Here is a 22,599-nt window from a genome sequence, read left to right as displayed (position 1 = left end):
ACCGATGGCGCGCCGCCGGCCGTTCCAGGAAGACGCTGAAAACCACGAGCGCTGGCTGATCTCCTACGCCGACTTCATCACGTTGCTGTTCGCGTTTTTCGTGGTGATGTATGCGGTCTCGGTGGTCAACGTCGGCAAGTATACGGTGCTGTCGGAAGCGCTCGGCGATGCCTTCGGCGGCCATGGGGCGGCGCAGCAGCGCAATTTTGCGGTCGAAGTCGGCGCACTGCCGCTGTCCGGCATCGTCGCGCATCGACGCGCGGAAGCGGCCAAACGCGACCGCGAACGTCTCGACCTGCTGGCGCGCAAGCTGAACGATTCGCTGCTGCCCCTGATCAAGAACGGCAAGGTGCGCGTGACGCAGAACGGGCGTGGCGTGACCATCGACATCAATGCCAGCGTGCTGTTCGACGAAGGCCAGGCCGCGCTGGCCGGCAATGCGCGCGACACCCTGGCGGCCGTCGCCGACGTGCTCAAGGACGACCCGCACGCGATCGAGGTCGAAGGCCACACCGACACCACGCCGATCGCCAATCCGGCGTTTCCCTCCAACTGGGAGCTCTCGGCGGTGCGCGCCAGCACCGTGGTGCGCCTGTTCGCGCAGAACGGCGTGCTTGAAAAACGACTGGCCGCGGTCGGGCGCGGCGCCAACGGGCCGATCGCATCCAACGACGACCCGGAAGGGCGCGCACGCAACCGGCGCGTCGCCGTGACGATACTTGCAGGCGCTCCGGAGTAGAATCAGCTCCAACCCGACAGCGAGGAGCGAGGATGAACGTGCATGCCTGCCTGGAAGTCGATGCCAGGCACGAGAAAGTGCTGGTGACTTTCAAGATCGAGAACCGCGGCGAGCGCCGCGTATGGTTGCCGCGCGCGATCGCGGCCGACACCCGTTTGAAAAGCCGCGTGTTCGACCTGCGGCTGTTTCCGGGCGATGAGCCGGTCGCTTATGTCGGTACGGATGTCGGCGCCGCTGTTGGCGCATCGTCCGGGCTGGCCGATTACGTCGAGCTGGCGCCGCATTCGGCGCACACCCACACGATCGACGTGACGGGCGCTTATGCGTTCGCGCCGGGCGAGCAGACCTACCAGATCCGCTATGCCGGCGAAGTCGTCGCCGACAGCCAGCATCCGGAGGTCAAGAGCGCGCTGGCGACGGAGACCGTGATGTTCAGCCACGGCGCCTGATCCGGCGAAGGCGCCGGTCCCGGCGCTGCGCGATCATCGCAAGCAGGACGCAGAATGCCACTCAGCCCAGAAAACCTTAAAGGTTGCCATCGCGTTCAGCCAGCCAGCGGCGAGTCGGCCCACTGACGCAATAATGCTGCCGGATCATCAAAAATGGCGGCTGCGTCGGACAGGGCTGCATCGTCCCAGTACCCGCCGCAGCGCACCGCAATGCATTTGACCCCGGCTTCCTTGGCTGCCGCGATGTCGTAGGGCGTGTCGCCCACCATCACAGCCTCGTTGGCTTGCACGCCAGCCTTGCGTAAGGCAACTTCGATAATGTCACCGTCGGGTTTGGACTCCTTTGCCTCGTCAGGCGAGACCGCCGTGTCGAGCAAATCGGCCAAGCCGGCCTGCGCGAGTAACGCCGGTAGCTCTTCTCCACTCGATGAAGCGATGACCAGACGTAGGCCTTCGGACCTCATGCGTTGCACCAACAGTCGGGCGCCGGGTGTAGGGGCGAGATTCGGGATGAAATCGCTCAGTAACAACTGCACGCGGTCTTTTGTAATCTGTTTCGCGAGAGCTGAGTCGGATTCGATGCCAAGTAGCTCGGCAAAAACCTTGTCCGAACCCTTGCCGATCAAATGCCTGATCTGCTCGTAGCTAACGGCGCGGCCATGTCGCTGAAGGGTTTGCACCCATGCTCGCGTATGCGCGTCATTGCTGTCGATGAGCGTGCCGTCGATATCAAACAAAACAGCTTTTGGCGCGATTTGATGAGTCATATGGATTTAATTAAAAGAATATTTACGGTTGATTTCAATAGCAATACTCAGCCTGCACGATCGATGTAATCCGCGTTGCTCGTATCAGTGATAAGGATTCCACCTTGTTCAGTCTCGGCGGTGGATTCCCAGATGCCGTTCAGGATGCAGAGCGATTGAACTGGCATTTCGTAGGAACTCGTCGGATCGAGGCCGCCCATCAGGGCTGACGACACACGCGCACGTATCTTTCGATTGAAAATAGTCCTGAAGTTTGATTTCTCGCTCTTCTGGGCGTCACTCGGTTTGCGCTTCGGCTTGGCGATGTCGTGCACGCGCTTTTGATGTGCTCGGCGGCTACGCGGCTGGCATGAGCAGATCGCCAACGACGCCGGACGCAGTACCTCGCGCACAGTGTGCCCCTGCTTGCGTGGTTCTGTCGCGTGGTTGGCAAACGGCAATATTTGCGGTGCTGGAGCGTCCACTCCGCAGTGAAGCGGACGAGGGCCTTTTTGCCGGCAACTCACGCAAGCAAATGAGCGAAACGCCGAATTTCAGTATATTGCGGCATAGCCCCCGTGCCGCTGCGCGCAGGGGCGCCAACGTCAACCAGGAACTTCATGCCAACCCTCGATAACAAACACGATAAACCTGCCATCGTTCCCTTTACCGGCTACCAGAAGTTCGTCGCCGGCCTGCTTGCCTTTCTGCAGTTCGCCGTCATCCTCGACTTCATGGTGATGTCGCCGCTCGGCGCCGTGATCATGCCGTCCCTCGGCATTTCGCCGGCGCGCTTCGGCATCGTGGTGTCGGCTTACGCATTCAGTGCTGGCCTGTCCGGCTTGCTGGCAGCAGGGTTTGCCGATCGCTTCGACCGCAAGAAACTGCTGCTGTTCTTCTATGGTGGTTTTATTTGCGGCACGCTGTGGTGCGGCCTGGCGCGCTCATTCGAAGCGATGCTGGCAGCGCGCATCGTCACCGGCGTCTTTGGCGGCGTGATCGGCTCCGTGCTGCTGGCCATTGCTACCGACCTATTTGCGCCAAACTTGCGCGGGCGCGTGATGGGCATCATCCAGACCGCGTTTGCCGCAAGCCAGGTGATGGGCATCCCGGTCGCGCTCTACTTGTCGAACCATTTCAACTGGCATGCGCCGTTCTTCCTCATCGTCGGTATCGGCGCCATTGGCGGCGTGGTGCTGGCCTGGCGCCTGCAACCGGTCGACGCTCACCTGAAAGGGCAGGCACGCTCGAACGCGTTGCAACACCTGGTCGCCACCGTGACCGACCGGCGCCACCTGCCAGCGCTGGCCACGACCTGTTTGCTGGCCACCGGCGGCTTCATGCTAATGCCATTCAGCAGCGTTTTCACCGTCAACAACCTTGGTATCGGGCTGGACCGCTTGCCGACGATTTATCTGATCACGGGCCTGTGCACGATTTTCGTGGGTCCGCTGATCGGCAAGCTGGCCGATCGATTCGGCAAGATGCCTGTCTTTTATTTCGGCACCGCGGTGACGATCGTGATGGTGATGACATACACGCACCTCCCGGCCGTGCCTTTGCCGGTCGTCATCGTCGTGAATGTCGTGATGTTTCTCGGAATTTTCTCACGCATGATCCCTTACCAGGCCTTGGCAGCTTCGGTTCCCGAGCAGCATATGCGAGGCTCATTCAATGCCATCAGCTCGTCGCTGCAGCAATTGTCCGGCGGCTTGGCTGCAGTCATCGCCGGTCACCTCGTCAGCACGGGTGCGGACGGCAAGCTGCAAGGCTTTCCGCATGTCGGCTACGTGGTCGTCGGTACCACCATCGTAGCTGCGTTCCTGGTCACGCAAGTGAACAAGGAACTCCAAGGGCGCCTCGCTGCGGCGGCATGAACTTCACTGTTTTTCGCCAGTAGCGCGGTATAGGTCTGCAACCGGCCATGAGCGGATCCTGGTAATGCGTAAGCAGGAGACGAATCGAAAATTGGCGTCCTATAGCCCAGGATCGGCCACGCAGGGCGGCAAGGGGTCAGCCGACCACGTAGCGGCGCGACGCGCCGAAGCCCGAGGCCTGGCCGCCGGGGCCGTAGACGCTGCCGGCGCCGCCCTGTTCGCCGCGCAAGGCGTTGAGCGCACCCTGGGTGTGGGCCAGCTGCTTGTTGACCAGCATGCCGTTGACGCGGTTGAGTTCCTTGGCCTGGCGCGTCAGCTCGAGCAGCTGATCCCATTGCGCGCGCAGGTCGCCGTTGCCGCCGGCCGCCAGCCAGGGCGCCATACCGGCTTCGCCAGCGGTGAAGCCGGCCGCGCCCAGCGCTTTGTGGCGCATGCGCGACAAGCCGGCGGCTTGCTGCGCGAGTTGGAGTTTCTTCGGGGTCAGGCTTGATAAGCCATCGGCATCCGCACTGACCAGGAGCTGCTGCTCGGTCTTCATCAGCTCCACGATGGAAGCGATCAATTGCTGTTCGTCGCGCAAGGTTGCGCCGGGGGATGCAATGGCCATGAATAGTTATCGTTGGCGGGAATGCAGCAGGCCGCGCACTGTATCGAGCAAGCCGTCTGCCACTTTCTCCGAGTTCACTTGAAATTGGCCATCGGCGATGGCCGCCTTGATGCGTTCGACCTTTTTGCTGTCGAACACTTGATTAGTACCGCTTGCCGCCAGGGCCTTGCCCTGCGACGACAGGCGCACGGTATCGGTCGCCGCCGGCGTCGCCGCGGTTGCAGCCGCCGCGTCGCTGCTTTTCGCATTCGTCGCCGGCGTATTCGTGGCCGGCACGCTCGCGTTCTTGAGTGTATCGTTGATTTTCACAGCATCATCCTTCTCAGGTCGGAGCAGAAAGCCCGGGATCTGTCCTGGATAACGGCGGCGGCGCCGATAACTTTAGTCCGCCGCTTGTCTTTTTTGCTGTTTCAATACGGCTTCAGAAGGCGACCTCCACCATGCCGCCCACGTGCGCCGTGCCGCTGATCACGCTCCCCGAAGGCGTGCGCACCTGCACCACCTGGCCGTCGCCGGCGTTGTTGACCGCGCGGCCTTCGCCCGAGACCGAAAATCCGCTGCCGTTCGACACCAGGCGCACCGCCTGGCCCTGCTGCACCACCGGCTTGCTGCGCAGCGTTTCCAGGCGCAGCGGGGTGCCGGCGGCCAGCGACACCGTCGGCATGCGGCCGACCGCCTGGCCGACGTCGGTGACGATTCCGTTAGGCATCGCGGCGATGTCGCCTTTCACCAGCACCAGCTGGGCCTGTTCGATCTGCTGGCCCTGCGCCAGCGGCAGCGCCGCCGCCACGTACTCGGCCTGCACGCTCACTTGCGCCTGCACGAAGATGGTCCAGCTGCTGGGCGCGGTGCAGCGCACGCCGACCGTGGTCTTGCCCCAGGCGCGCGCGCCCGGCTGCAGAAAGGCTTCCGGCGCGGGGCAGGCGGCCAGCGCGGTGCGCGCATCGATCGCGCCGACCTTGATCTTGACCTCGCCCGGCAGGCCCGCTGTCTCGGTCTGCAGGAATTGCTCGACGGTCGCGCGCAGGGCGTTCACGTTCTGGCGTCCGGCAGCGGCAGCGCCAGCAGGGGCGGCCGCGGTCTGGGCGAATGCCAGGCTGCCGGCCAGCGAAGCGCAGCAGAGCAGGGTGGCGGCGAGCTTGCGAATTGTGCTCATGACTAATAGATGCAGGCATCCGGTTGTTCGATGACGTCATCTTAGGCCCCGCCTGCGCGCATCGAAAGGTCGAATAGCCCGGTTTTGCCCCCTTTTATTGCCCGACTGAAAGTTCCGACAAGTCCGTATGATCGATCCTGTCCAAAACCCCGGAGTCCATCATGATCGGCAAACTCGACGGCTACCTGCGCTTCAACGAGCTGGCATTGAGCCTGCGTTCGCAGCGCCAGGAATTGCTGGCGTCGAACATCGCCAACGCGGATACGCCTAATTACAAGGCGCGCGACATCGATTTTTCGAATGCCCTGCAAGGCGCCATGGCGCGCGCCAGCCAGCCGAACGGCCAGCTGGCCACGACCGCGGCGGCGCACATCGCCAACGGTCCGCTCGACGGCAAGACCCTGCCGGACGGCACCCCGGTGCTGTACCGCACGGTGACCCAGGGCGCGGTCGACGGCAACACGGTCGAGATGGACACCGAACGCAGCCAGTTCGCCGACAACGGCCTGCGCTATGAAGCCGGCATCACGATGATCAACCAGCAGATCCGCAACATGCTCAACGCGGTCCAGGGAGGCCAGTAATCCATGTCGCTGTTTAACGTCTTCAACGTGGCGGGTTCCGCCATGACGGCGCAGTCGATGCGCCTGAACACCACCGCCAGCAACCTGGCCAACGCCGACAGCGCGACCAGCGCCAGCGGCGAAGCCTACCGTGCCAAGCAGGTCGTGTTCGAAGCGACCCCGCTCGACCAGTCCAACACCGGCGTCAAGGTGCGCGAAGTGGTCGAGGATCCATCCCCGCTCAAGCAGGTGTACGACCCGAAAAATCCGCTGGCCGACGACAAGGGCTATGTCTCGATGCCCAACGTGAACGTGGTCGACGAGATGGTCAACATGCTGTCGGCCTCGCGCGCCTACCAGAACAATGTCGAAACCATGAACGCGGCCAAAACCATGCTGCTGAAAACCCTGACCCTCGGCCAGTAAGCCGGCTAACCATCAAGGCAATCCCATGTCCGTCACCTCCACCGGTTCTTCCGCTACCTCCATCAACGACCTGATGTCGACCATGAACGCCAAGGCGGCCGGCTCGTCCGGCGCCTCCAGCGGCACCGACAGCGTCAAGGCCGACACCGACAAGTTCATGACGCTGCTGGTCACGCAGCTGCAGAACCAGGACCCGCTCAATCCGATGGACAACTCGCAGATGACCAGCCAGCTGGCCCAGCTGCAGACCGTCACCGGCATCAACACCCTGAACACCACGCTCAACTCGCTCACCTCCAGCTACCAGACTTCGGAAGCGATGCAGGCGACCAATCTGATCGGCCACGGCGTGCTGGTGGGCGGCAACAGCGTCGCGCTCACGGGCAGCAAGGGCGTCCTTGGCGTCAGCCTCGGCAGCGATGCCGACGACGTCAAGATCGCCATCAACGATGCCGGCGGCAATACGGTCGACACCATCGACCTGGGCAAGCAGAAGGCCGGCACGCTGCCGCTGGTGTGGAACGGCGTCCCCGATGCGACCAAGGTCGACAGCAGCGGCAAGCCGGTGACCCTGCCGGACGGCAACTACACCTTCGCCGTGACCGCCACCTCGGCCGGCCAGTCGCTGACGGATGCGACCGGCCTGGCCTACGACAGCGTGGGCAGCGTCAGCACCAGCGCCACCGATGGCGTAAAACTCTACCTGGCCAGCAAGGGTGTGACCACGCTGTCCGACGTCAAGCAAGTTCTTTAAATAATTAGGAGCACAACATGTCTTTCCAACAAGGCCTGAGCGGCTTGAACGGCGCGGCGAAATCGCTGGACGTCATCGGTAACAACATCGCCAACTCGAGCACGGTCGGCTTCAAGGGTTCGACCACCGAATTCGCCGACGTCTACGCGCGTTCGCTGAACGGCGCCGGCGGCAACCAGGCGGGTATCGGCGTGAGCGTCGCCGGGATCGCCCAGCAATTCACCCAGGGCAATATCGAGACCTCGCAGAACCCGCTCGACATCGCCATCAACGGCGCCGGTTTCTTCCGCGTGCAGGCCTCGGGCCTGACCGAATACAGCCGCAACGGCCAGTTTTCGCTCGACAAGAACGGCTACCTGGTGAACGCCCAGGGCGCCAACCTGACCGGCTACTCGGTCGCCCCGTCGGGCCAGATCCTGGCCGGTGCGCCGAGCCCGCTGCAGATCAACACCGCCGACCTCAAGCCGGTCGCCACCACCAAGGTCGACACCCAGATGAACCTGGACTCGCGCGCGACCGTGCCGACCGAATACCCGTTCAACGCCAGCAACCCGCTGACTTACAACAAGCAGACCCCGGTCAACGTGTATGACACGCTGGGCAACCCGCACGTGCTGTCGCTGTATTACGTCAAGACCGACGCCGGCAAATGGGACGTGTATGCGGGCTCGGACGGCACCGAGATGACCAACGTCAACGCGGCCGCCGCCGGCCAGACCGACCCGGCCACCGTGTCGGCGCGCGCCACCTGGACCGCCGCCACCAAGGCGTCGCCGCTCGATCCCAATGCCGTATCCGCCGCGCTGGCCGACTATGCCGGCAAGGCGTCCAACGCCGTGGTCGCCGCCGCCACCGCGGCCGGCGCCGATGCCGACACCATCAACGCGATCAAGACCGCCGCCGCCAGCGCCGGCAACACGCCCGGCTACACCCCGGACCAGGTCGACAAGGACATCGCCGCCGCCGTCAAGGTGCCCGCGGTCCCGGTCGGCCACCTGAACTTCGACTCGAACGGCGCGCTGTCGGCGACGCTGATGGCCCCGCAGACCCTGCCGCTGTCGGTCAACCTGCCGATCTACCCGTCGACCGGCTCGCAGAACACGCTGGCGGTCAAGATCGGCTTCGCCGGCACCACCCAGTACGGCGCCGACACCAGCGAAAAGGCGACCACCCAGGACGGCTACACCGCCGGCCACCTGCAGCGCTTCTCGGCCGGCCAGGACGGCGTCATCCTCGGCCAGTACAGCAACGGCCAGAGCAAGCCGCTGGGCCAGATCGTGCTGGCCAACTTCACCAATCCAAACGGCCTCGAGCCGCTCGGCAACAACGTCTGGGCCGAGACCTCGGCCTCGGGCACGCCGCTGGTCGGCACGCCGAACACCGGCAGCCTGGGCGAGCTGCAATCGTCGGCGGTGGAGAACTCGAACGTCGACATGACGGCCGAACTGGTGAACATGATCACGGCGCAGCGCGTGTACCAGGCCAACGCCCAGACCATCAAGACCCAGGACCAGGTGCTGCAGACACTGGTCAACCTGCGCTGATCCCGGACGCTGAGCCATGGACCGCCTGATCTACACCGCCGCCAGCGGCGCCAAGCACATCCTCGAGCAGCAGGGCACGACCTCGAACAACCTGGCCAATGCCAGCACCACGGGGTTCCGCGCCCAGCTCGACACCTTCCGCGCCGTGCCGGTGCAGAGCGAAGGCTTGCCGACGCGCGCCTTCGTGGTCGACAACACGGTCGGCGCCGACTTCACGGCCGGCCCGATCCAGCTGACCGGGCGCGACCTCGACGTCGCGGTCAAGGGCGACGGCTGGCTGGCGGTGCGGATGGCGGACGGCTCGGAGTCGTACACGCGCAACGGCGCGCTGCAGGTCAGCCAGAACGGCGTGCTGACCGATTCGAAAGGCCAGGCCATCGCGGGCGAGGGCGGTCCGATCACGATCCCGCCCGACACCACGATCTCGGTGGGCGGCGACGGCACCATCGCCGGCATCTCGACCACCACCGTCCCGGCCACCGCGACCGTGCTCGGCCGCATCAAGCTGGTCAATCCGCCCACGCGCGACATGGTGCGCGGCGACGACGGCCTGTTCCGCATGAAGGACGGCAGCAACGCCCCGGCCGACCCGGCCGTGGGCCTGACCGGCGGGGCGCTCGAAGGCAGCAACGTGTCGCCGGTCGATGCCATGGTCAGCATGATCTCTTTGGCAAGATCGTTCGAGACCCAAATGAGCCTGATGAAGAACGTCGAGAATAACGACTCGAAAGCCACGCAGATCCTCGCTTTGACTTGATTGCCGCTGGGACATAATTTCATGGTGGGTGATGGACTTCCATCACCGTCAGGAGAATTCCACCATGATCCGTTCCTTGTACATTGCCAAGACCGGCCTCGAGGCGCAGCAAACCAACCTCGACGTCATCACCAACAACCTCGCCAACGTCAGCACCAACGGTTTCAAGAAGTCGCGCGCCGTATTCGAGGACCTGTTGTACCAGAACGTACGCCAGCCGGGTGCGCAGTCGTCGCAGCAGACCCAGCTGCCGTCCGGACTGCAGATCGGCACCGGCGTGCGCACCGTCGCCACCGAGCGCATCCACACCCAGGGCAACCCGCAGCAGACCGGCAACGACAAGGACGTCATGATCAACGGCGCCGGTTACTTCCAGGTGCTGATGCCGGACGGTACCCAGGCCTACACCCGCGACGGTTCGTTCCAGACCGACAATAACGGCCAGCTGGTCACGTCGAGCGGCTACGTGGTGCAGCCGCCGATCACCGTGCCGAGCAATGCGCTGTCGCTGACCGTCGGCAAGGACGGCACCGTGTCCGTGACCACCCCGGGCCAGGCCGCCTCGACCCAGATCGGCTCGATTCAGATCTCGACCTTCATCAACCCGGCCGGCTTGAATTCGGTCGGCGAGAACCTGTACCAGGAAACCACCGCCTCGGGCACCGCGCAGGCGACCACGCCGGGCACCAACGGTTCGGGCAACCTGATGCAGGGTTACGTCGAAACCTCGAACGTCAACGTGGTCGAGGAAATGGTCAACATGATCCAGACCCAGCGCGCCTACGAGATCAACTCGAAGGCGATCACCACGTCCGACCAGATGCTGCAGAAGATTTCCCAGTTATGAAAACGTCTAGCGTCCTTGCTGCGCTCGCGCTGGCACTGGCCGGCTGCTCCAGCGTCCCGCCCACGTCGATCGTCAAGCAGCCGACCTCGGTGCGGCCGATGCTGGCCGACACCGGCACCCCTTCCGAAGGCGCGATCTTCAACGCCAACAGCTACCGTCCGATGTTCGAAGACCGCCGCGCACGCCACATCGGCGACGTGCTGACCGTTTCGATCAACGAAAAGACCGCGGCCAACAAGAGCGGCGCTTCGACCGGCAACAAGTCGGGCAGCGTGAGCGCGGGCGTGCCGGGCATCCTGCAGGGCAAGCTGGGCGCCAGCCTGTCGGCCACCACCGCCAACAAGTTCGCCGACGGCGACACGCAAACCAACTCGAACGCCTTCACCGGCACGATCGGCGTGACCGTGTCCGAAGTGCTGCCGAACGGCAACCTGATCGTGGTCGGCGAGAAGCAGATCGCGATGGACAAGGGCATCGAATACATCCGGATTTCCGGCATGGTCAACCCGGACACGATCCAGCCGGGCAACATGGTCTCCTCGACCCTGGTGGCGGACGCGCGCGTCGAATACCGCACCAGCAGCCAGCTCGACCGGGCCGAGCTGACTTCGCAGATGACGCGCTTCTTCCAGTCGATGCTACCGTTTTAATTTGTGATGACCATGCGCCCGAATCTAAAGCCGATTCTCAAGCCGATGAGCCTGAAACCGAACCTGAAACTGATCGCCGCGAACGCTGTGCTGTTCGGCTCGTTGCTGGCCGCGCTCGCATGCGCGCCCACGCCCGCGCACGCGGAACGCCTGAAAGACCTCGCCAGCATCGGCGGCGTGCGCCAGAACCAGCTGTCCGGGTACGGCCTCGTGGTCGGCCTGGACGGCACCGGCGACCAGACCACCCAGACCCCGTTCACCGTGCAGGCGATCATGTCGATGCTGCAGCAGAAGGGCGTCAGCCTGCCGGCCGGCACCCAGCTGCAGCTCAAGAACGTGGCGGCGGTGATGGTCACGACCTCGCTGCCGGCGTTTGCGCAGCCGGGCCAGAACATCGACGTGACGGTGTCGTCGATGGGTAACGCCAAGAGCCTGCGCGGCGGCACCTTGCTCATGACGCCGCTGCAGGGCGCCGACGGCCAGGTCTACGCCATGGCCCAGGGCAACGTGCTGGTCGGCGGCGCAGGGGCCGCGGCCGGCGGTGCATCGACCCAGGTCAACCAGCTGGCGGTCGGCCGCATCTCGGCCGGCGCGACGGTCGAGCGCGCGGTCGCCTCCAGCCTGGGCGCCGATAACCAGATCAAGCTCGAACTGAACAGCGCCGACTTCGCCACCGCCAGCCGCGTGGTGGAAGCCGTCAACGACAAGTTCGGCCCCGGCATCGCCACGGCGCTGGACGGCCGCGTGATCCGCGTGCGCGTGCCGTCGTCGAGCGACCAGCGCGTGTCGTTCCTGGGCATCCTGGAAAACATGGACGTCAAGCCGGCCGAAGCCGCCGCCAAGGTGATCCTGAACGCGCGCACCGGCTCGATCGTGATGAACCGCGCGGTCACGCTCGACACCTGCGCGATCTCGCACGGCAACCTGTCGGTGACGATCGGCGCCGACACCCAGGTCAGCCAGCCTCCGGCCGGTTCGCGCGGCGCCACCGCGATCACCCAAAACCCGTCGGTCTCGGTCAAGAAGGACGCCGGCAAGGTCATCATGCTCAACGGCGGCGCCTCGCTGGCCGAAGTCGTCAAGGCGATGAACGCGATCGGCGCGACGCCGCAGGACCTGCTGTCGATCCTGCAGGCGCTCAAGGCCGCCGGTTCGCTGCGCGCCGAACTCGAGATCATTTAAGTAAGAGGTAGTTATGCTCGGCTCCACCCAAGACCTGTCCGGCAAGTTCGCACTCGATACCAACGGCCTGTCCGACCTCAAGAAGTCGGCCAAGACCGGCTCGCCCGACGCCCTGAAAGGCGCGGCGACCCAGTTCGAGTCGATGTACATCAACATGATGATGAAGAGCATGCGCGACGCCACGCCGCAGGACGGGCTGATGGACAGCCAGGAGACCAAGACCTACACCTCGATGCTCGACCAGCAGATGAGCCAGAAGCTGGCCAAGCGCGGCATCGGCCTGGCCGACGTGCTGGTGCGCCAGTTGAGCACGCAGCAGACCGGCAAGCAGATCCTGCAGGACATGAACCAGCAGGCGCTGGGCATCGGCGCCGACGGCCAACCGACCAGCAACGCCGCCGCGGCGCGCCTGAACATCGACGCCGACAGCATGTCGACCGACGGCGTGGTCGGCAAGTCCGGCGTCACGGGCAGCGCGCGCGGCACCAACAATGACGGCAAGCCGGCCCACGTGCGCGCCTTCCAGGAAAAGCTGGCCGACGCCGCCGAGGAAGCCGAGCAGGCCACCGGCGTGCCGGCCAAGTTCATGCTGGGCCAGGCCGCGCTGGAAACCGGCTGGGGCAAGCGCGTGATCAAGAACAGCGACGGCACCTCGAGCAATAACCTGTTCGGCATCAAGGCCGGTCCGGGCTGGAAAGGCAAGGTCGCCACCGCCGTCACCACCGAGTACGTCGACGGCAAGCCGCACGCCAAGGTCGAGAAGTTCCGCGCCTACGCCTCGCACGCCGACGCCTTCAAGGATTACGCCAAGATGCTGAGCCAGAACCCGCGCTACGAGAAAGTGCTGGCCCACGGCGGCGACGCCGCCACCTTCGCCCACGGCCTGCAGCGCGCCGGCTACGCCACCGACCCGCATTACGCGACCAAGCTGGCCAGCATCATCAAGAATTCACTGGCTTAAAGTTTTCGCGCGCGATGCCGTCAATAGCAGAGTAGATAGAAAGAACAACCATGTCCCTCCTCAGCATCGGCAAATCCGGTCTGTTCGCCGCCCAGGCAGCACTGGCGACCACCGGCAACAACATCACGAACGCCAACGTCGACGGCTACAGCCGCCAGGTGGTGGTGCAGTCGACGCAGATCTCGATGGGGGGCGCCAACGGCTTCATCGGCACCGGCACCCAGATCGCCCAGGTCAAGCGCTACTCGGACGACTTCTTGAACGCGCAGGTGCGTACGGCGCAGACCGCGAGCAGCGCGCTGTCGACCTACACGGCGCAGGCGACCCAGGTCGACGACCTGATGTCGGACACGACGTCCGGGCTGTCGCCGGCGCTGCAGGGCTTCTTTGCGGCGGTGCAGAACCTGAGCGGCGACCGCGCCGGCGTCCCCTCGCGCCAGGCGCTGCTGAGCGCGGCCGACACGCTGGCCTCGCGCTTCCAGAGCATCGACGGGCGCCTGCAGGAGATCCGCGAGGGCACCAACACCCAGCTGACCACCAGCATCGCCCAGATCAACACCTATGCGTCGCAGATCGCCGCGCTGAACGACAAGATCGGCAAGCTGTCGGCCGGTAACGAGCTGAACCAGCCGAACGACCTGGTCGACCAGCGCGACCAGCTGATCATGGACTTGAACAAGCAGGTCAAGGCGACCGTGGTGGCGGGCGACAACAACAGCCTGACGGTGTCGATCGGTAGCGGCCAGCCGCTGGTGGTGGGTGCGCAATCGTTCCAGCTGGCCGCGACCACCTCGCCGACCGACCAGCTGCGCGTCGAAGTCGGCTACGTCACCAGCGGCAAAGTCATTCCGATGGCCGAGAACGCACTCTCCGGCGGCGCGCTCGGCGCGGTGCTGGACTTCCGCGCCAACACGCTCGACCCGGCCGAGAACGCCTTCGGGCGCGTGGCGATGGCCGTGGCCCAGACCTTCAACGACCAGCACAAGCTGGGCCTGGACGCCAACGGCAACCCGGGCGGCGACTTCTTTACCATCCCGGACGCTGAGGTCACCAAGAACGTCAACAACAACATCACCTCGAACACGGCGATCAGCGCCAAGGTAGCCGATGCCACCCAGCTGACCACCAGCGACTACAAGGTCGATTTCGACGGCAGCAACTACAACGTGACGCGCCTGTCGGACAACAAGAAGACGGTCATTTCGCCGTTCCCGCAGACCGGCGCGCAGACCATCGACGGCCTGGCGTTCTCGGTCAGCGGCAAGGCTGCCGCCGGCGACAACTTCCTGGTGCGCCCGACCATCAACGGCGCCTCCGGCATGCAGGTCGCGCTGACCGACCCGTCGCAGGTCGCGGCCGCCGCGCCGATCGCCACCAGCGTCCCTTTGAGCAACAGCGGCACCGGCAAGATCAGCGAAGGCTCGGTCGACAAGAACTACCTGGGCGCGCCCCTGACCGCCCCGGTCACGCTCCAGTACGACGCCAATACCAAGACGATCGGCGGCTTCCCGGCCGGCCAGGCGGTCAGCGTGACCGGCGTGGACGGCAAGACCGTCAACTACCCGGCCGGCACCAATGTGCCCTACGCCGACGGCAACAGCTACGCCGTGGGTGGCATGCACTTCACGCTCAACGGCGCGCCCAACGACGGCGACACGTTCACGATCGCGCGCAACACCGGCGTGGGCGACACCCGCAACGCCAGCCTGCTGGGCGACCTGCAAACCCAGAACATCCTGGACAACGGCACCGCCACCTACCAGTCGGCCTTCGCCAGCCTGGTCAGCACGGTCGGCAACAAGACCCAGGAAGTGCAGGTCAATTCGAAGGCGGCCGACGCCCAGCTGGCGGCGGCCCAGACCCAGGCCCAGAACGTGTCGGGCGTGAACCTCGACGAGGAAGCGGCCAACCTGCTCAAGTACCAGCAGGCCTACCAGGCGTCGAGCAAGGTGATGCAGATCGCCGACACGATCTTCCAATCGCTGCTCAGCATCGCTCAATAATCAACGTCGCGGAGACCTCACATGTCCTTACGACTCGCCACCAGCACCATTTTCGCCACCGGCACCGGCCAGATCAACAGCCTGCAGACGCAGATGGCCAAGACCCAGGAGCAGCTGTCGGCCAACAAGCGCGTGCTGACCGCGTCCGACGACCCGATCGCGTCGGCGCGCTCGCTCGAGGTGACCCAGTCACAGTCGATGAACACGCAGTTCGCGACCAACCGCAACAACGCGAAGTCGTCGCTGTCGCTGGTCGACAAGACGATGCAGGACGTGACCGCGCAGATCCAGAGCATCCAGACCTCGATCGTCGCGGCCGGCAACGCCACCTACACCCAGAGCGACCGCCAGGCGCTGGCCACCCAGCTGGAAGGCCAGATGAAAGACCTGATCGGCATGGCCAACACCACCGACGGCACCGGCGGCTACATCTTCTCGGGTTATCAATCGACCACCCAGCCGTTCAGCCAGACCCCGACCGGCGCGACTTACCAGGGCGACCAGGGCGTGCGTTCGCTGCAGGTGGGCTCGGCGCGCAAGATGTCGGTCACGGCCAACGGCAGCCAGATCTTCGATGCCGTCCCGACCGGCAACGGCACTTTCCAGACCCAGGCATCGACCAGCAATACCGGCTCCGGCATCGTCTCGCCGGGTTCGGTGACCGACCGCAGCCAGCTCAACGGCCACAATTACGCGATCAACTTCGCCATCGGCGGTACACCGTCCGCGACCACGTATTCGGTGATGGACACCACCACCAATCCGGCCACCGCGGTGCTGCAGAACCAGCCCTACACGGCCGGCGCCACGATCAGCTTCGGCGGCATGTCGACCAGCATCACCGGCGCGCCCGCCGACGGCGACAGCTTCACCGTCCAGCCGAGCCAGAAGCAGTCGGTGTTCACCACGCTGCAGAACCTGATCGACACCCTGAAGGGCCCGGCCGACGGCTCGACCGGCAAGGCGACCCTGGCCAACAACCTGGCCACCGCCGGCTCGAACATGGCCAATGCCCTCAGCAACGTGCTGACCGTGCAGGCCACCGTCGGCGCCAACCTGAACGAGCTCGACACCCTCGACAGCAGCGGCCAGGCGCTCGACGAGCAGTACACCCAGACCTTGAACAACCTCGACAACTACGACCTGGCCAAGACGATCTCGCTGTTCACCCAGCAGCAGCAGACCTTGCAGGCGGCGCAGATTTCGTTCAAGACGATGTCGGGGCTGTCGCTGTTCAACTACATCAGCTGACGCCAGGTAAACCCGCGGACCTCATCCAGCGTCGCCTGACGTGCTCGAGGCCAACAGACAAATTCGCTTCGCCCCAACGGCGCTGCCGGTCTCAACCGGCAGCGCCACCGTCATTTCGTCAGCGCGGTCATGAGCCCGTTGCGGGTGGCGCGGGCCAGCGCCAGCCCCTCGGCAATCGCGCCGGCGCAGTAGCCATGCGCGATGCCGGCGAGGACGCCCGGCTGGGCAGCCGCGTCGTCGGCGAGCAGGCTGCGCAGGGAGGCTTGCTGCGCGATGAGCTCGGTTTGATGCGCCAGCCACATCGCGGCCACCTGGTCCGCCTGGCCGGCCGTTTGCGCCAGCGTGAACAGGCCGCGGTAGACCCAGTAGGCCGAGTCCGTGCCGTAGCGGTCGTCGCCGCGCGCGTAGGCTTGCGGGATGTGTTCGAGTCCGCTCCAAAACGGCAGGTAAGGCGCGCACAGGGGCGTGCCCACGCATTGCCAGATCAGCGCGCGCAAGCCTGCCGGCATGGCCCCGTCGAGGACCATCACATGGCTTTCCGCGGTCTTGCTCCAGCCGATGGGACGGTCGGCGATGCCCTCCAGCTCGGTGCCCTGGTAGCCGGCGCACAGCACCCGCATCACGTCGCCGGGGCCGAGCGGCCGGTCCGGCGCCAGGAACAGTGGATATTGCGCCTGGCGTACCGGTTGCTCGAGCGACGGCGTCAGCAGCCGCTGGGCCAGCCACACGCGGTCGACGTCGTAGGGCTGGCCGAGGATGCCGAACGCGGCGGCGAAGTCGAAGCGGTGCGGATCGACGTCGGCCAGCAGCCGGTGATCGCGCACGAAGCTCAGCAAGCCGGCCGAATGGCGGACGTTGGCCGTGTCGCTCAAGTCGACGTCATGCACCCGCAGCGCGTTCGCCACGGCAATGTAACTGCCGGCGGGAACGCGCACGGCCACCCAGTGATGGCCGCTGCCGATCTCGACGTACCAGATGGCCGACGGATCGGCCAGGAACAGGCCGTTCGCCTCGCTGGCGCCGACCGTCTCCATGTAGCCCGACAGCAGCTCCAGTGCCTGCAAGGCCGAGCCGGCCTGGGGCAGCAGCAAGGTCGGCAAGATGCTCTCGGCCAGGCCGGCGGCGACGAAGGGATCGGCGGCGGCGGCGGCCGGGTTGGTGCTCATCGAGTTGGTGGCCGAGATGGCGAAGTCCATGCTGTTGACGCCGCGCTCCTCGAACAGGAAGCGGTTGCCGATGGCGCTGGTCGCTTCCTCGGCCGCGCCGGCGTCCGGCATGCCGGTGTACGGGTAGGCGGACGCCGGCGCCGGCACCCGCATGCCGTTGCCGAGCGTCCAGATACCATCCGAGACGGCGTTCGGGAAGGCCAGCCATTCGGGCTGCGGGCGACGTATCAGCGCCTTGTTCCAGCTGGCGCGGCTGCAATCCTCGTTGCGGGACACGAGCTGGCTGCCGTCGACGCTGGCCTGCTGCCCGACTGCGATACTGGTGCACATGGTGGCCTCCCTTTGCCGGACTCAGGACTGCACGGTGGCGATGCGCGAGCGCACCGGGATATTGCAGCTGTTGAGCCCCGGTTGCTGCCCGTGCAGGTCGAACGCCAGCTTCACACCGGGCCGGAAGAACAGGCAGTGGGTCGAACCGCCGAAGTGGAACATGCCCAGCTCGTCGCCTTTCTTCACGTGCTGGCCCTCGAAGACGGTGATGTCGCAGGTCGACACTTCGGCCATCCCCACCGGCATGAAGCACATCAGGCCGATTGCGGGGTTGTCGGCTTCGATGAAGATCAAAGCACGCGTCGCCACTTCGGTGATGTAGCCTTGCGAATCGTTCGGCCCGGACGGGTCGGCGCGCGCGGTCAGCAATTCCGAATAATAAGTGCCCGGGATGCGCGCCGTCTTGACGATGCGACCGGACACCGGCGCGTGCCAGCGGTGGTAGCTGAGCGCGCTGAGGAAGGCTTGATACACCGTGCCGCCGTCGAATTTGCCGGCCAGCGGGTCGCCCCCCATCATGAATTGCACCGCATACGGCTGGCCCTTGATCCAGAACTTGTCGCGCAGCTGCACCTTCTCTGCGACGCAATACGGCGCGGATTCGCAGGCATTGACGATCACGGCATCGTCGGCGGGATCGGCCACGGGCCGCTGGCCGTCGCGGAAGCGGCGCGTGAAGAAATCGTCCCAGGACGTGAAGCCGTAGTGCGGCTGGCCCGGATCGCACTGGAATTCCTCGGCAAAACCCGGCATGTGCTTGAGCGCATCCTTGCAGAACCAGCCGCCCGGCCCCTGGTCGTTCAGCACCTTCGTGCTTGCGGCCGAGCGCAGGAAAATCGCCCATTCGTTCAGCATGGCGCGCAAGTGGGCGTTGACTTTCTCGTTCAGGAAACCGGCGTAGCCGCCGACCGTGTCCATCGACCAGTCGAGGATGGCGTTGAACGGGAAACCGACCACGCCGCTGTCGTTGTATTCGGGCGCTTCGGTCATGATGACGTTGAACAGCCTGAGCATGTGTTCGTAGTCGCGCACCTGGGGCAGCCCCGACGGCGACTTGTGGCGCCACGGCGGCACTTCGTCGAACAGCTGGGTGAAGGCCATGTAGGCGGTGGCATCGGTTTCGATGAAGGTCTTGAGCTGCTGGACGGCCGGCAGCAATGGGCCGGTCTGGTCCTCGGCCTTGGCGTGGATCTTCCTCAACCAGGTATTGAGGACATGCTGGTCGGACGGCATCCACTTGCCGACGCAATACGGGGTAGTCGTGTTGGACATGATGGTTCCAGAGTAGGTGACGAAATCGGACGCGGGAATGAAAGCGCCGTCACGGCGCAGCCGGAGCCTGGGCCTTGAGCCAGTTGTCCACCACCGCGCGCGGCACGGCGCGGGTGCGGCAATGCATGGCGTCGGTGCCCAGCCACGGGAACTCGGGCTTGCCGGCAATGCCGATGACCTGGTGGCCGGGCAGCGCTTCCTTGTAGGCCGCCAGCGCCTGCTCGTCGAATTTTTCATGGCCGGGGCCGGCAATCGGCACGTAGACGGCGTGGTTGAGGATCAGGCTGTTGGTGTAGGCCGCCGTGGTGGCGCCGTTGTCCGGGCCCGGGATGTACATCTCCTGCACCATGGTGCGATAGACCCGGAAGCCATCCTCGACGAAGGATTGCGCGATCCGGTCGAAGGCACGGTTGGTGGCCTCGTCCTGCGACTGCGCGATCAGAATCTTGTCGTCGGCCAGGAATTTGCCCCAGCAATCGATGTGGCCGATGTAGGTGCCGGTCGGGTCGGACAGGACGTGATACGACTGGACGCCCATGAAGCGGTTGAGCTGCTGCAGGATGTATTCCAGGCGCCGCTCGAGGACAGCCGGCGAGGGATCGGTATTCTCGTTTTCCTGCGTGACCGGCAGCTCGTTTTGCGTCGCCACCAGGTAGGAGGAGGCGATCTTGTTCTGGCCGGTGACCATGTAGTTGCCGCCCACGTCGAGCAGGCCGGTGAAGTACCAGTCGTGCACCGGCAGCGGCGCCAGTCGACGTGCCTTGTCCTTGCCCCAGCGGGCCGCGTTCCAGGCGCGGATCGGCGTGTTGAGGAAGTCCGAGAAAGCGATGGCGGCGTAGTCGTCGTTCGGCCGGAAGATGCCCAGGCCGATATGCGGGTCGACATTCTCGGCCCCCTCGACCAGGCCGACGCTGCCGCCGCCCAGCGTGGTGTAGGTGTGCTTGGCGATGGCATACGTGCCGGTGACCTTGTTGCGCACCCACCAGGGGCCGAAGTCGCGCGTCCAGAAGGTGTCGGTGTTCCAGGGCACCAGGTGCAGGTGGCTGGGATCGTAGTGCAGCCCCAGCCGCCCGGCTTCGGCGGCGAGGCTGGCGTCGATCACCGCCTTCATCGCGGCGTCGTCGCACAGCACGAAGATATGCACTGGATTGGGGGTGTCGTTCTGCTGCATGCGGACGATCAGCTCGTCCGGTATGCCGAACGCGCGCCGTCCCGTCGGCGCCAGCTGGGCATGCGTCGGCGACGGCGCCACGATCCCGGGATAGGCGATCAGCACGCCTCCCATCTCGGCGTACTCGGGGATCGCGCTGACCGGCTGCGGCGTGTCGTTGATGTAGATTTTGCTGGGCGGCGGCGGTGCGGCGCCGAGCTCGGATTTGAATGCCGACGCCAGCTGGAAGGGCGTGGGACGTTTCGGATGCGGCAACTGCGGCGGTGCGAGGGACTTCGTCATTTCAAGTGACATCATTTTCTCCGAAGGATGAAAAAAGCACTGATTTGAAAAGCGTCAACCCGGCGTTAGCGGGACCTCCAAGCGTGAAGTTCAAAAAACCGATCACAACAGCAAGGTTGCATTAATAGCACAGCGATAATTGCAATTGCGATATTTTGATGGCACGCGACACAGCGTTTGAGCAGGCTCAACAAAGGCCTAAAAGCCTGTCAGTTGAGGCGCTAAACGTGCTCTTTGGCGTTACGACGGCACGGCGATGCCGGCCGCTCGGCCGATGCGGGCAGGACGCCCGCAAGAAGGTGTGGCAACGATCCCGGCCGGGATCGAAAGCAAGGTTTTGCCGCTGTTATCGGTGCGGCGGAGAAGTCAGGGCGCCGGGCCGACCGCCCCGTAGCGCTGCCTGCACTCTTCGACCGAGGCGGCGTAATCCACGATCGGCGCCGGATAATCCGGAATCGGGACCGTACGCTTCCACGGTTCGTGCAGATGGCGCGCCTCGACGTTCTTCAAGGCCGGCAGCCAGTGCCGGATGTATTGCGCATCCGGATCGTAGGTTTTCGACTGCGACGAGGGATTGAAGATGCGGTAGGGCGGCTGGGCGTCGGCGCCGGTCGACGCGACCCATTGCCAGTTGCCGTTGTTCGAGGCCTGGTCGTAGTCGTTCAGCTTCAGGGCGAAATACGCTTCGCCGATGCGCCAGTCGACGCCCAGCGTCTTGACCAGGAAGGAGCCGGCCACCAGGCGCGCGCGGTTGTGCATGGCGCCGGTGGTGTTCAGCTGGGTCATCGCCGCGTCGACGATCGGGTAGCCGGTGGCGGCGTTCTTCCAGGCGTCCAGGCGCTGCTTGCCGAGTTCGCCCTTGACCCAGTCCAGGCGCGCGTACTTTTGCAGGTAGGGGCCGTCGGCGACGCGCGGCACGTGGTACAGCAGCTGCGAAAAATACTCGCGCCAGCACACTTCGCGGATCCAGCCGGCCACGCTGGCGCCGTGGACGTCGGTGCGGCGCCCGAGTTCGCGGAAGATTTCGCGGATCGACAGCGTGCCGAAGCGCAGGTGGATGTCCAGGCCCGAAGTGGCCGGCAGCGCCAGCGTGTTGCGCAGCGCCAGGTAGTCGCCGGCCTTGCCGATGAATTCGTCCAGCACGCGCCGCCCGCCGCGCGTGCCGGGATACAGGCTCAGCCCCTCCAGGTCGACCTCGTCGAAGCCGAGCTGCGCGAGCGGGATGTTCGAGGGGCCTTCAGGCGGCGCGCCGAAGTGCGCCTGCAAGGGCGCCGGATCATGGTCGCGCAGCGCCTGATCGTCCTGCCCGAGCCGCTGCAGCCAGGTGTTGTAGTAGGGCGTGAAGCGCGTGTAGGGGGTGCCCGACTTGCTGCGCACCTCGTCCTTGTGCAGCAGCACCTGGTCCTTCGACAGCAGCAATGCGCGCCCCTCGCGCGCCAGGGTGTCGGCGATGGCCTCGTCGCGCCGCCGCGCCGAGGGCTCGTAATCCTCGTTGGCGAACACGCGGCCCGCGTCCAGGCGCCGCGCCAGGTCGGGAATCACGGTTTTCGGATCGCCCTCGAGCGCGATCAGCTTGGCGCCCAGTCTGGCGAGATCGTCGCCGGCTTCGGCCACGCTGGCGTGGATGAAGGCCACGCGCCGGTCCATGCGCGGCAGCTCGTCGAGGATCGTGCGGTCGTACACGAATACGCAGACGACCTGGTCGGACGCGGACAGCGCCGCGTGCAGGGCCACATTGTCGTGCGCACGCAGGTCGCGCCGCATCCAGAAGATCGCTCGTCGCTTATTCATCGTTATATTCTAGGCAAGCATGTAACAGTCAGGCGCACTGCTGGGCATCGGCATGCAGTCCGGGTATCATGACGA

Annotated in this window: 23 protein-coding genes; 14 read left to right on the top strand and 9 right to left on the bottom strand. The window is 65.1% G+C overall.

Translation table 11 applies throughout. The annotated features are described in order from the left end of the window. The first annotated feature begins 4 nt into the window (after positions 1–4). Both motD and FA90_RS13480 read left to right on the top strand, forming a co-directional pair. The gene (gene motD / locus FA90_RS13485; protein ID WP_036169499.1) at positions 5–739 is read left to right on the top strand and encodes a flagellar motor protein MotD; all 735 of its coding nucleotides are present in this window, start codon (positions 5–7) and stop codon (positions 737–739) included. 32 nt (positions 740–771) lie between these two features. Beyond that, entirely contained in the window at positions 772–1,188 is a 417-nt protein-coding gene (locus FA90_RS13480) for a hypothetical protein (RefSeq protein ID WP_051971778.1), read from the top strand. A 95-nt stretch (positions 1,189–1,283) separates the two neighbouring features. Here the strand turns inward: FA90_RS13480 and FA90_RS13475 are convergent, their stop codons facing one another. Beyond that, positions 1,284–1,955, bottom strand: a complete 672-nt coding sequence (locus FA90_RS13475; RefSeq protein ID WP_036169496.1) for an HAD family hydrolase — start codon at positions 1,953–1,955, stop codon at positions 1,284–1,286. Between the two features lie 47 nt (positions 1,956–2,002). Beyond that, positions 2,003–2,269, bottom strand: coding sequence for a hypothetical protein (locus FA90_RS13470; RefSeq protein WP_036169494.1), 267 nt, complete (start codon positions 2,267–2,269; stop codon positions 2,003–2,005). A gap of 285 nt (positions 2,270–2,554) precedes the next feature. On the opposite strand from FA90_RS13470, the gene FA90_RS13465 reads away from it, so the two are divergent. Further along, complete coding sequence (locus FA90_RS13465; RefSeq protein WP_036169492.1) at positions 2,555–3,811, top strand: MFS transporter; 1,257 nt, start codon at positions 2,555–2,557, stop codon at positions 3,809–3,811. A gap of 136 nt (positions 3,812–3,947) precedes the next feature. Here FA90_RS13465 and FA90_RS13460 read toward each other — a convergent pair whose 3' ends face one another. From FA90_RS13460 to flgA, 3 genes are all read right to left on the bottom strand, one after another. After that, positions 3,948–4,418, bottom strand: coding sequence for a flagella synthesis protein FlgN (locus FA90_RS13460; RefSeq protein WP_036169490.1), 471 nt, complete (start codon positions 4,416–4,418; stop codon positions 3,948–3,950). A gap of 6 nt (positions 4,419–4,424) precedes the next feature. Then, the gene (gene flgM, locus FA90_RS13455; protein ID WP_036169488.1) at positions 4,425–4,727 is read right to left on the bottom strand and encodes a flagellar biosynthesis anti-sigma factor FlgM; all 303 of its coding nucleotides are present in this window, start codon (positions 4,725–4,727) and stop codon (positions 4,425–4,427) included. 112 nt (positions 4,728–4,839) lie between these two features. Then, on the bottom strand, positions 4,840–5,574 hold the full coding sequence (gene flgA, locus FA90_RS13450) for a flagellar basal body P-ring formation chaperone FlgA (protein ID WP_036169485.1): 735 nt from the start codon (positions 5,572–5,574) through the stop codon (positions 4,840–4,842). Positions 5,575–5,735: 161 nt separating this feature from the next. Here flgA and flgB point away from each other — a divergent pair, with 161 nt between their 5' ends. From flgB to flgL, 11 genes are all read left to right on the top strand, one after another. Beyond that, positions 5,736–6,158: a flagellar basal body rod protein FlgB gene (flgB, locus tag FA90_RS13445; protein WP_036169483.1), complete on the top strand. Its 423-nt coding sequence runs from the start codon at positions 5,736–5,738 to the stop codon at positions 6,156–6,158. A gap of 3 nt (positions 6,159–6,161) precedes the next feature. Next, positions 6,162–6,563 (top strand): flagellar basal body rod protein FlgC, encoded by a 402-nt coding sequence (flgC, locus tag FA90_RS13440; protein WP_036169481.1) that lies wholly within the window; start codon positions 6,162–6,164, stop codon positions 6,561–6,563. A 25-nt stretch (positions 6,564–6,588) separates the two neighbouring features. Then, a complete protein-coding gene (locus FA90_RS13435) occupies positions 6,589–7,317 on the top strand; it encodes a flagellar hook assembly protein FlgD (protein ID WP_051971777.1) in 729 nt (242 codons plus the stop codon). A 17-nt stretch (positions 7,318–7,334) separates the two neighbouring features. Next, complete coding sequence (locus tag FA90_RS13430) at positions 7,335–8,861, top strand: flagellar hook protein FlgE (RefSeq protein ID WP_036169478.1); 1,527 nt, start codon at positions 7,335–7,337, stop codon at positions 8,859–8,861. Between the two features lie 16 nt (positions 8,862–8,877). Continuing rightward, positions 8,878–9,618 (top strand): flagellar basal-body rod protein FlgF, encoded by a 741-nt coding sequence (gene flgF / locus FA90_RS13425; protein WP_036169476.1) that lies wholly within the window; start codon positions 8,878–8,880, stop codon positions 9,616–9,618. 64 nt (positions 9,619–9,682) lie between these two features. Next, positions 9,683–10,465 (top strand): flagellar basal-body rod protein FlgG, encoded by a 783-nt coding sequence (gene flgG, locus FA90_RS13420; protein WP_036175634.1) that lies wholly within the window; start codon positions 9,683–9,685, stop codon positions 10,463–10,465. Then, entirely contained in the window at positions 10,462–11,115 is a 654-nt protein-coding gene (locus FA90_RS13415) for a flagellar basal body L-ring protein FlgH (protein WP_036169473.1), read from the top strand. The genes flgG and FA90_RS13415 overlap by 4 nt, the downstream gene beginning before the upstream one ends. A 45-nt stretch (positions 11,116–11,160) precedes the next feature. Next, on the top strand, positions 11,161–12,297 hold the full coding sequence (locus tag FA90_RS13410; RefSeq protein ID WP_051972183.1) for a flagellar basal body P-ring protein FlgI: 1,137 nt from the start codon (positions 11,161–11,163) through the stop codon (positions 12,295–12,297). 13 nt (positions 12,298–12,310) lie between these two features. After that, positions 12,311–13,258, top strand: a complete 948-nt coding sequence (gene flgJ, locus FA90_RS13405; protein WP_036169472.1) for a flagellar assembly peptidoglycan hydrolase FlgJ — start codon at positions 12,311–12,313, stop codon at positions 13,256–13,258. A 50-nt stretch (positions 13,259–13,308) separates the two neighbouring features. Then, entirely contained in the window at positions 13,309–15,261 is a 1,953-nt protein-coding gene (flgK, locus tag FA90_RS13400; RefSeq protein ID WP_036169470.1) for a flagellar hook-associated protein FlgK, read from the top strand. Between the two features lie 21 nt (positions 15,262–15,282). Then, positions 15,283–16,512, top strand: a complete 1,230-nt coding sequence (gene flgL, locus FA90_RS13395; protein ID WP_036169468.1) for a flagellar hook-associated protein FlgL — start codon at positions 15,283–15,285, stop codon at positions 16,510–16,512. A 110-nt stretch (positions 16,513–16,622) separates the two neighbouring features. Here flgL and FA90_RS13390 read toward each other — a convergent pair whose 3' ends face one another. The 4 genes from FA90_RS13390 to FA90_RS13375 form a co-directional block, all read right to left on the bottom strand. Then, the gene (locus tag FA90_RS13390; RefSeq protein ID WP_051971776.1) at positions 16,623–18,008 is read right to left on the bottom strand and encodes a C69 family dipeptidase; all 1,386 of its coding nucleotides are present in this window, start codon (positions 18,006–18,008) and stop codon (positions 16,623–16,625) included. 21 nt (positions 18,009–18,029) lie between these two features. Further along, entirely contained in the window at positions 18,030–19,280 is a 1,251-nt protein-coding gene (locus FA90_RS13385; protein ID WP_036169466.1) for a phosphatidylserine decarboxylase family protein, read from the bottom strand. 49 nt (positions 19,281–19,329) lie between these two features. Then, positions 19,330–20,733: an agmatine deiminase family protein gene (locus tag FA90_RS13380; protein WP_036169464.1), complete on the bottom strand. Its 1,404-nt coding sequence runs from the start codon at positions 20,731–20,733 to the stop codon at positions 19,330–19,332. 366 nt (positions 20,734–21,099) lie between these two features. Further along, on the bottom strand, positions 21,100–22,524 hold the full coding sequence (locus FA90_RS13375; RefSeq protein WP_036169460.1) for a deoxyribodipyrimidine photo-lyase: 1,425 nt from the start codon (positions 22,522–22,524) through the stop codon (positions 21,100–21,102). Positions 22,525–22,599 lie beyond the last annotated feature (75 nt).

The organism is Massilia sp. 9096, assembly GCF_000745265.1.
In the GTDB taxonomy this organism is placed as follows: domain Bacteria; phylum Pseudomonadota; class Gammaproteobacteria; order Burkholderiales; family Burkholderiaceae_D; genus Telluria.
The sequence above is the reverse complement of the archived record's forward strand: the minus strand, read 5'-3'. Positions and strand labels throughout refer to the sequence as shown.

What these genes read in the sequence shown, in the direction of transcription:
- flgJ (WP_036169472.1), top strand. Translation starts at nt 12,311, where the DNA reads ATGCTCGGCTCCACCCAAGACCTGTCCGGCAAGTTCGCACTCGATACC.
- FA90_RS13435 (WP_051971777.1), top strand. Translation starts at nt 6,589, where the DNA reads ATGTCCGTCACCTCCACCGGTTCTTCCGCTACCTCCATCAACGACCTG.
- FA90_RS13415 (WP_036169473.1), top strand. Translation starts at nt 10,462, where the DNA reads ATGAAAACGTCTAGCGTCCTTGCTGCGCTCGCGCTGGCACTGGCCGGC.
- FA90_RS13385 (WP_036169466.1), bottom strand. Translation starts at nt 19,280, where the DNA reads ATGTCCAACACGACTACCCCGTATTGCGTCGGCAAGTGGATGCCGTCC.
- flgL (WP_036169468.1), top strand. Translation starts at nt 15,283, where the DNA reads ATGTCCTTACGACTCGCCACCAGCACCATTTTCGCCACCGGCACCGGC.
- flgK (WP_036169470.1), top strand. Translation starts at nt 13,309, where the DNA reads ATGTCCCTCCTCAGCATCGGCAAATCCGGTCTGTTCGCCGCCCAGGCA.
- motD (WP_036169499.1), top strand. Translation starts at nt 5, where the DNA reads ATGGCGCGCCGCCGGCCGTTCCAGGAAGACGCTGAAAACCACGAGCGC.
- FA90_RS13460 (WP_036169490.1), bottom strand. Translation starts at nt 4,418, where the DNA reads ATGGCCATTGCATCCCCCGGCGCAACCTTGCGCGACGAACAGCAATTG.
- FA90_RS13475 (WP_036169496.1), bottom strand. Translation starts at nt 1,955, where the DNA reads ATGACTCATCAAATCGCGCCAAAAGCTGTTTTGTTTGATATCGACGGC.
- flgF (WP_036169476.1), top strand. Translation starts at nt 8,878, where the DNA reads ATGGACCGCCTGATCTACACCGCCGCCAGCGGCGCCAAGCACATCCTC.
- flgA (WP_036169485.1), bottom strand. Translation starts at nt 5,574, where the DNA reads ATGAGCACAATTCGCAAGCTCGCCGCCACCCTGCTCTGCTGCGCTTCG.
- FA90_RS13480 (WP_051971778.1), top strand. Translation starts at nt 772, where the DNA reads ATGAACGTGCATGCCTGCCTGGAAGTCGATGCCAGGCACGAGAAAGTG.
- flgG (WP_036175634.1), top strand. Translation starts at nt 9,683, where the DNA reads ATGATCCGTTCCTTGTACATTGCCAAGACCGGCCTCGAGGCGCAGCAA.
- FA90_RS13465 (WP_036169492.1), top strand. Translation starts at nt 2,555, where the DNA reads ATGCCAACCCTCGATAACAAACACGATAAACCTGCCATCGTTCCCTTT.
- flgB (WP_036169483.1), top strand. Translation starts at nt 5,736, where the DNA reads ATGATCGGCAAACTCGACGGCTACCTGCGCTTCAACGAGCTGGCATTG.
- FA90_RS13380 (WP_036169464.1), bottom strand. Translation starts at nt 20,733, where the DNA reads ATGACGAAGTCCCTCGCACCGCCGCAGTTGCCGCATCCGAAACGTCCC.
- FA90_RS13390 (WP_051971776.1), bottom strand. Translation starts at nt 18,008, where the DNA reads ATGTGCACCAGTATCGCAGTCGGGCAGCAGGCCAGCGTCGACGGCAGC.
- FA90_RS13375 (WP_036169460.1), bottom strand. Translation starts at nt 22,524, where the DNA reads ATGAATAAGCGACGAGCGATCTTCTGGATGCGGCGCGACCTGCGTGCG.
- FA90_RS13430 (WP_036169478.1), top strand. Translation starts at nt 7,335, where the DNA reads ATGTCTTTCCAACAAGGCCTGAGCGGCTTGAACGGCGCGGCGAAATCG.
- flgC (WP_036169481.1), top strand. Translation starts at nt 6,162, where the DNA reads ATGTCGCTGTTTAACGTCTTCAACGTGGCGGGTTCCGCCATGACGGCG.
- FA90_RS13410 (WP_051972183.1), top strand. Translation starts at nt 11,161, where the DNA reads ATGAGCCTGAAACCGAACCTGAAACTGATCGCCGCGAACGCTGTGCTG.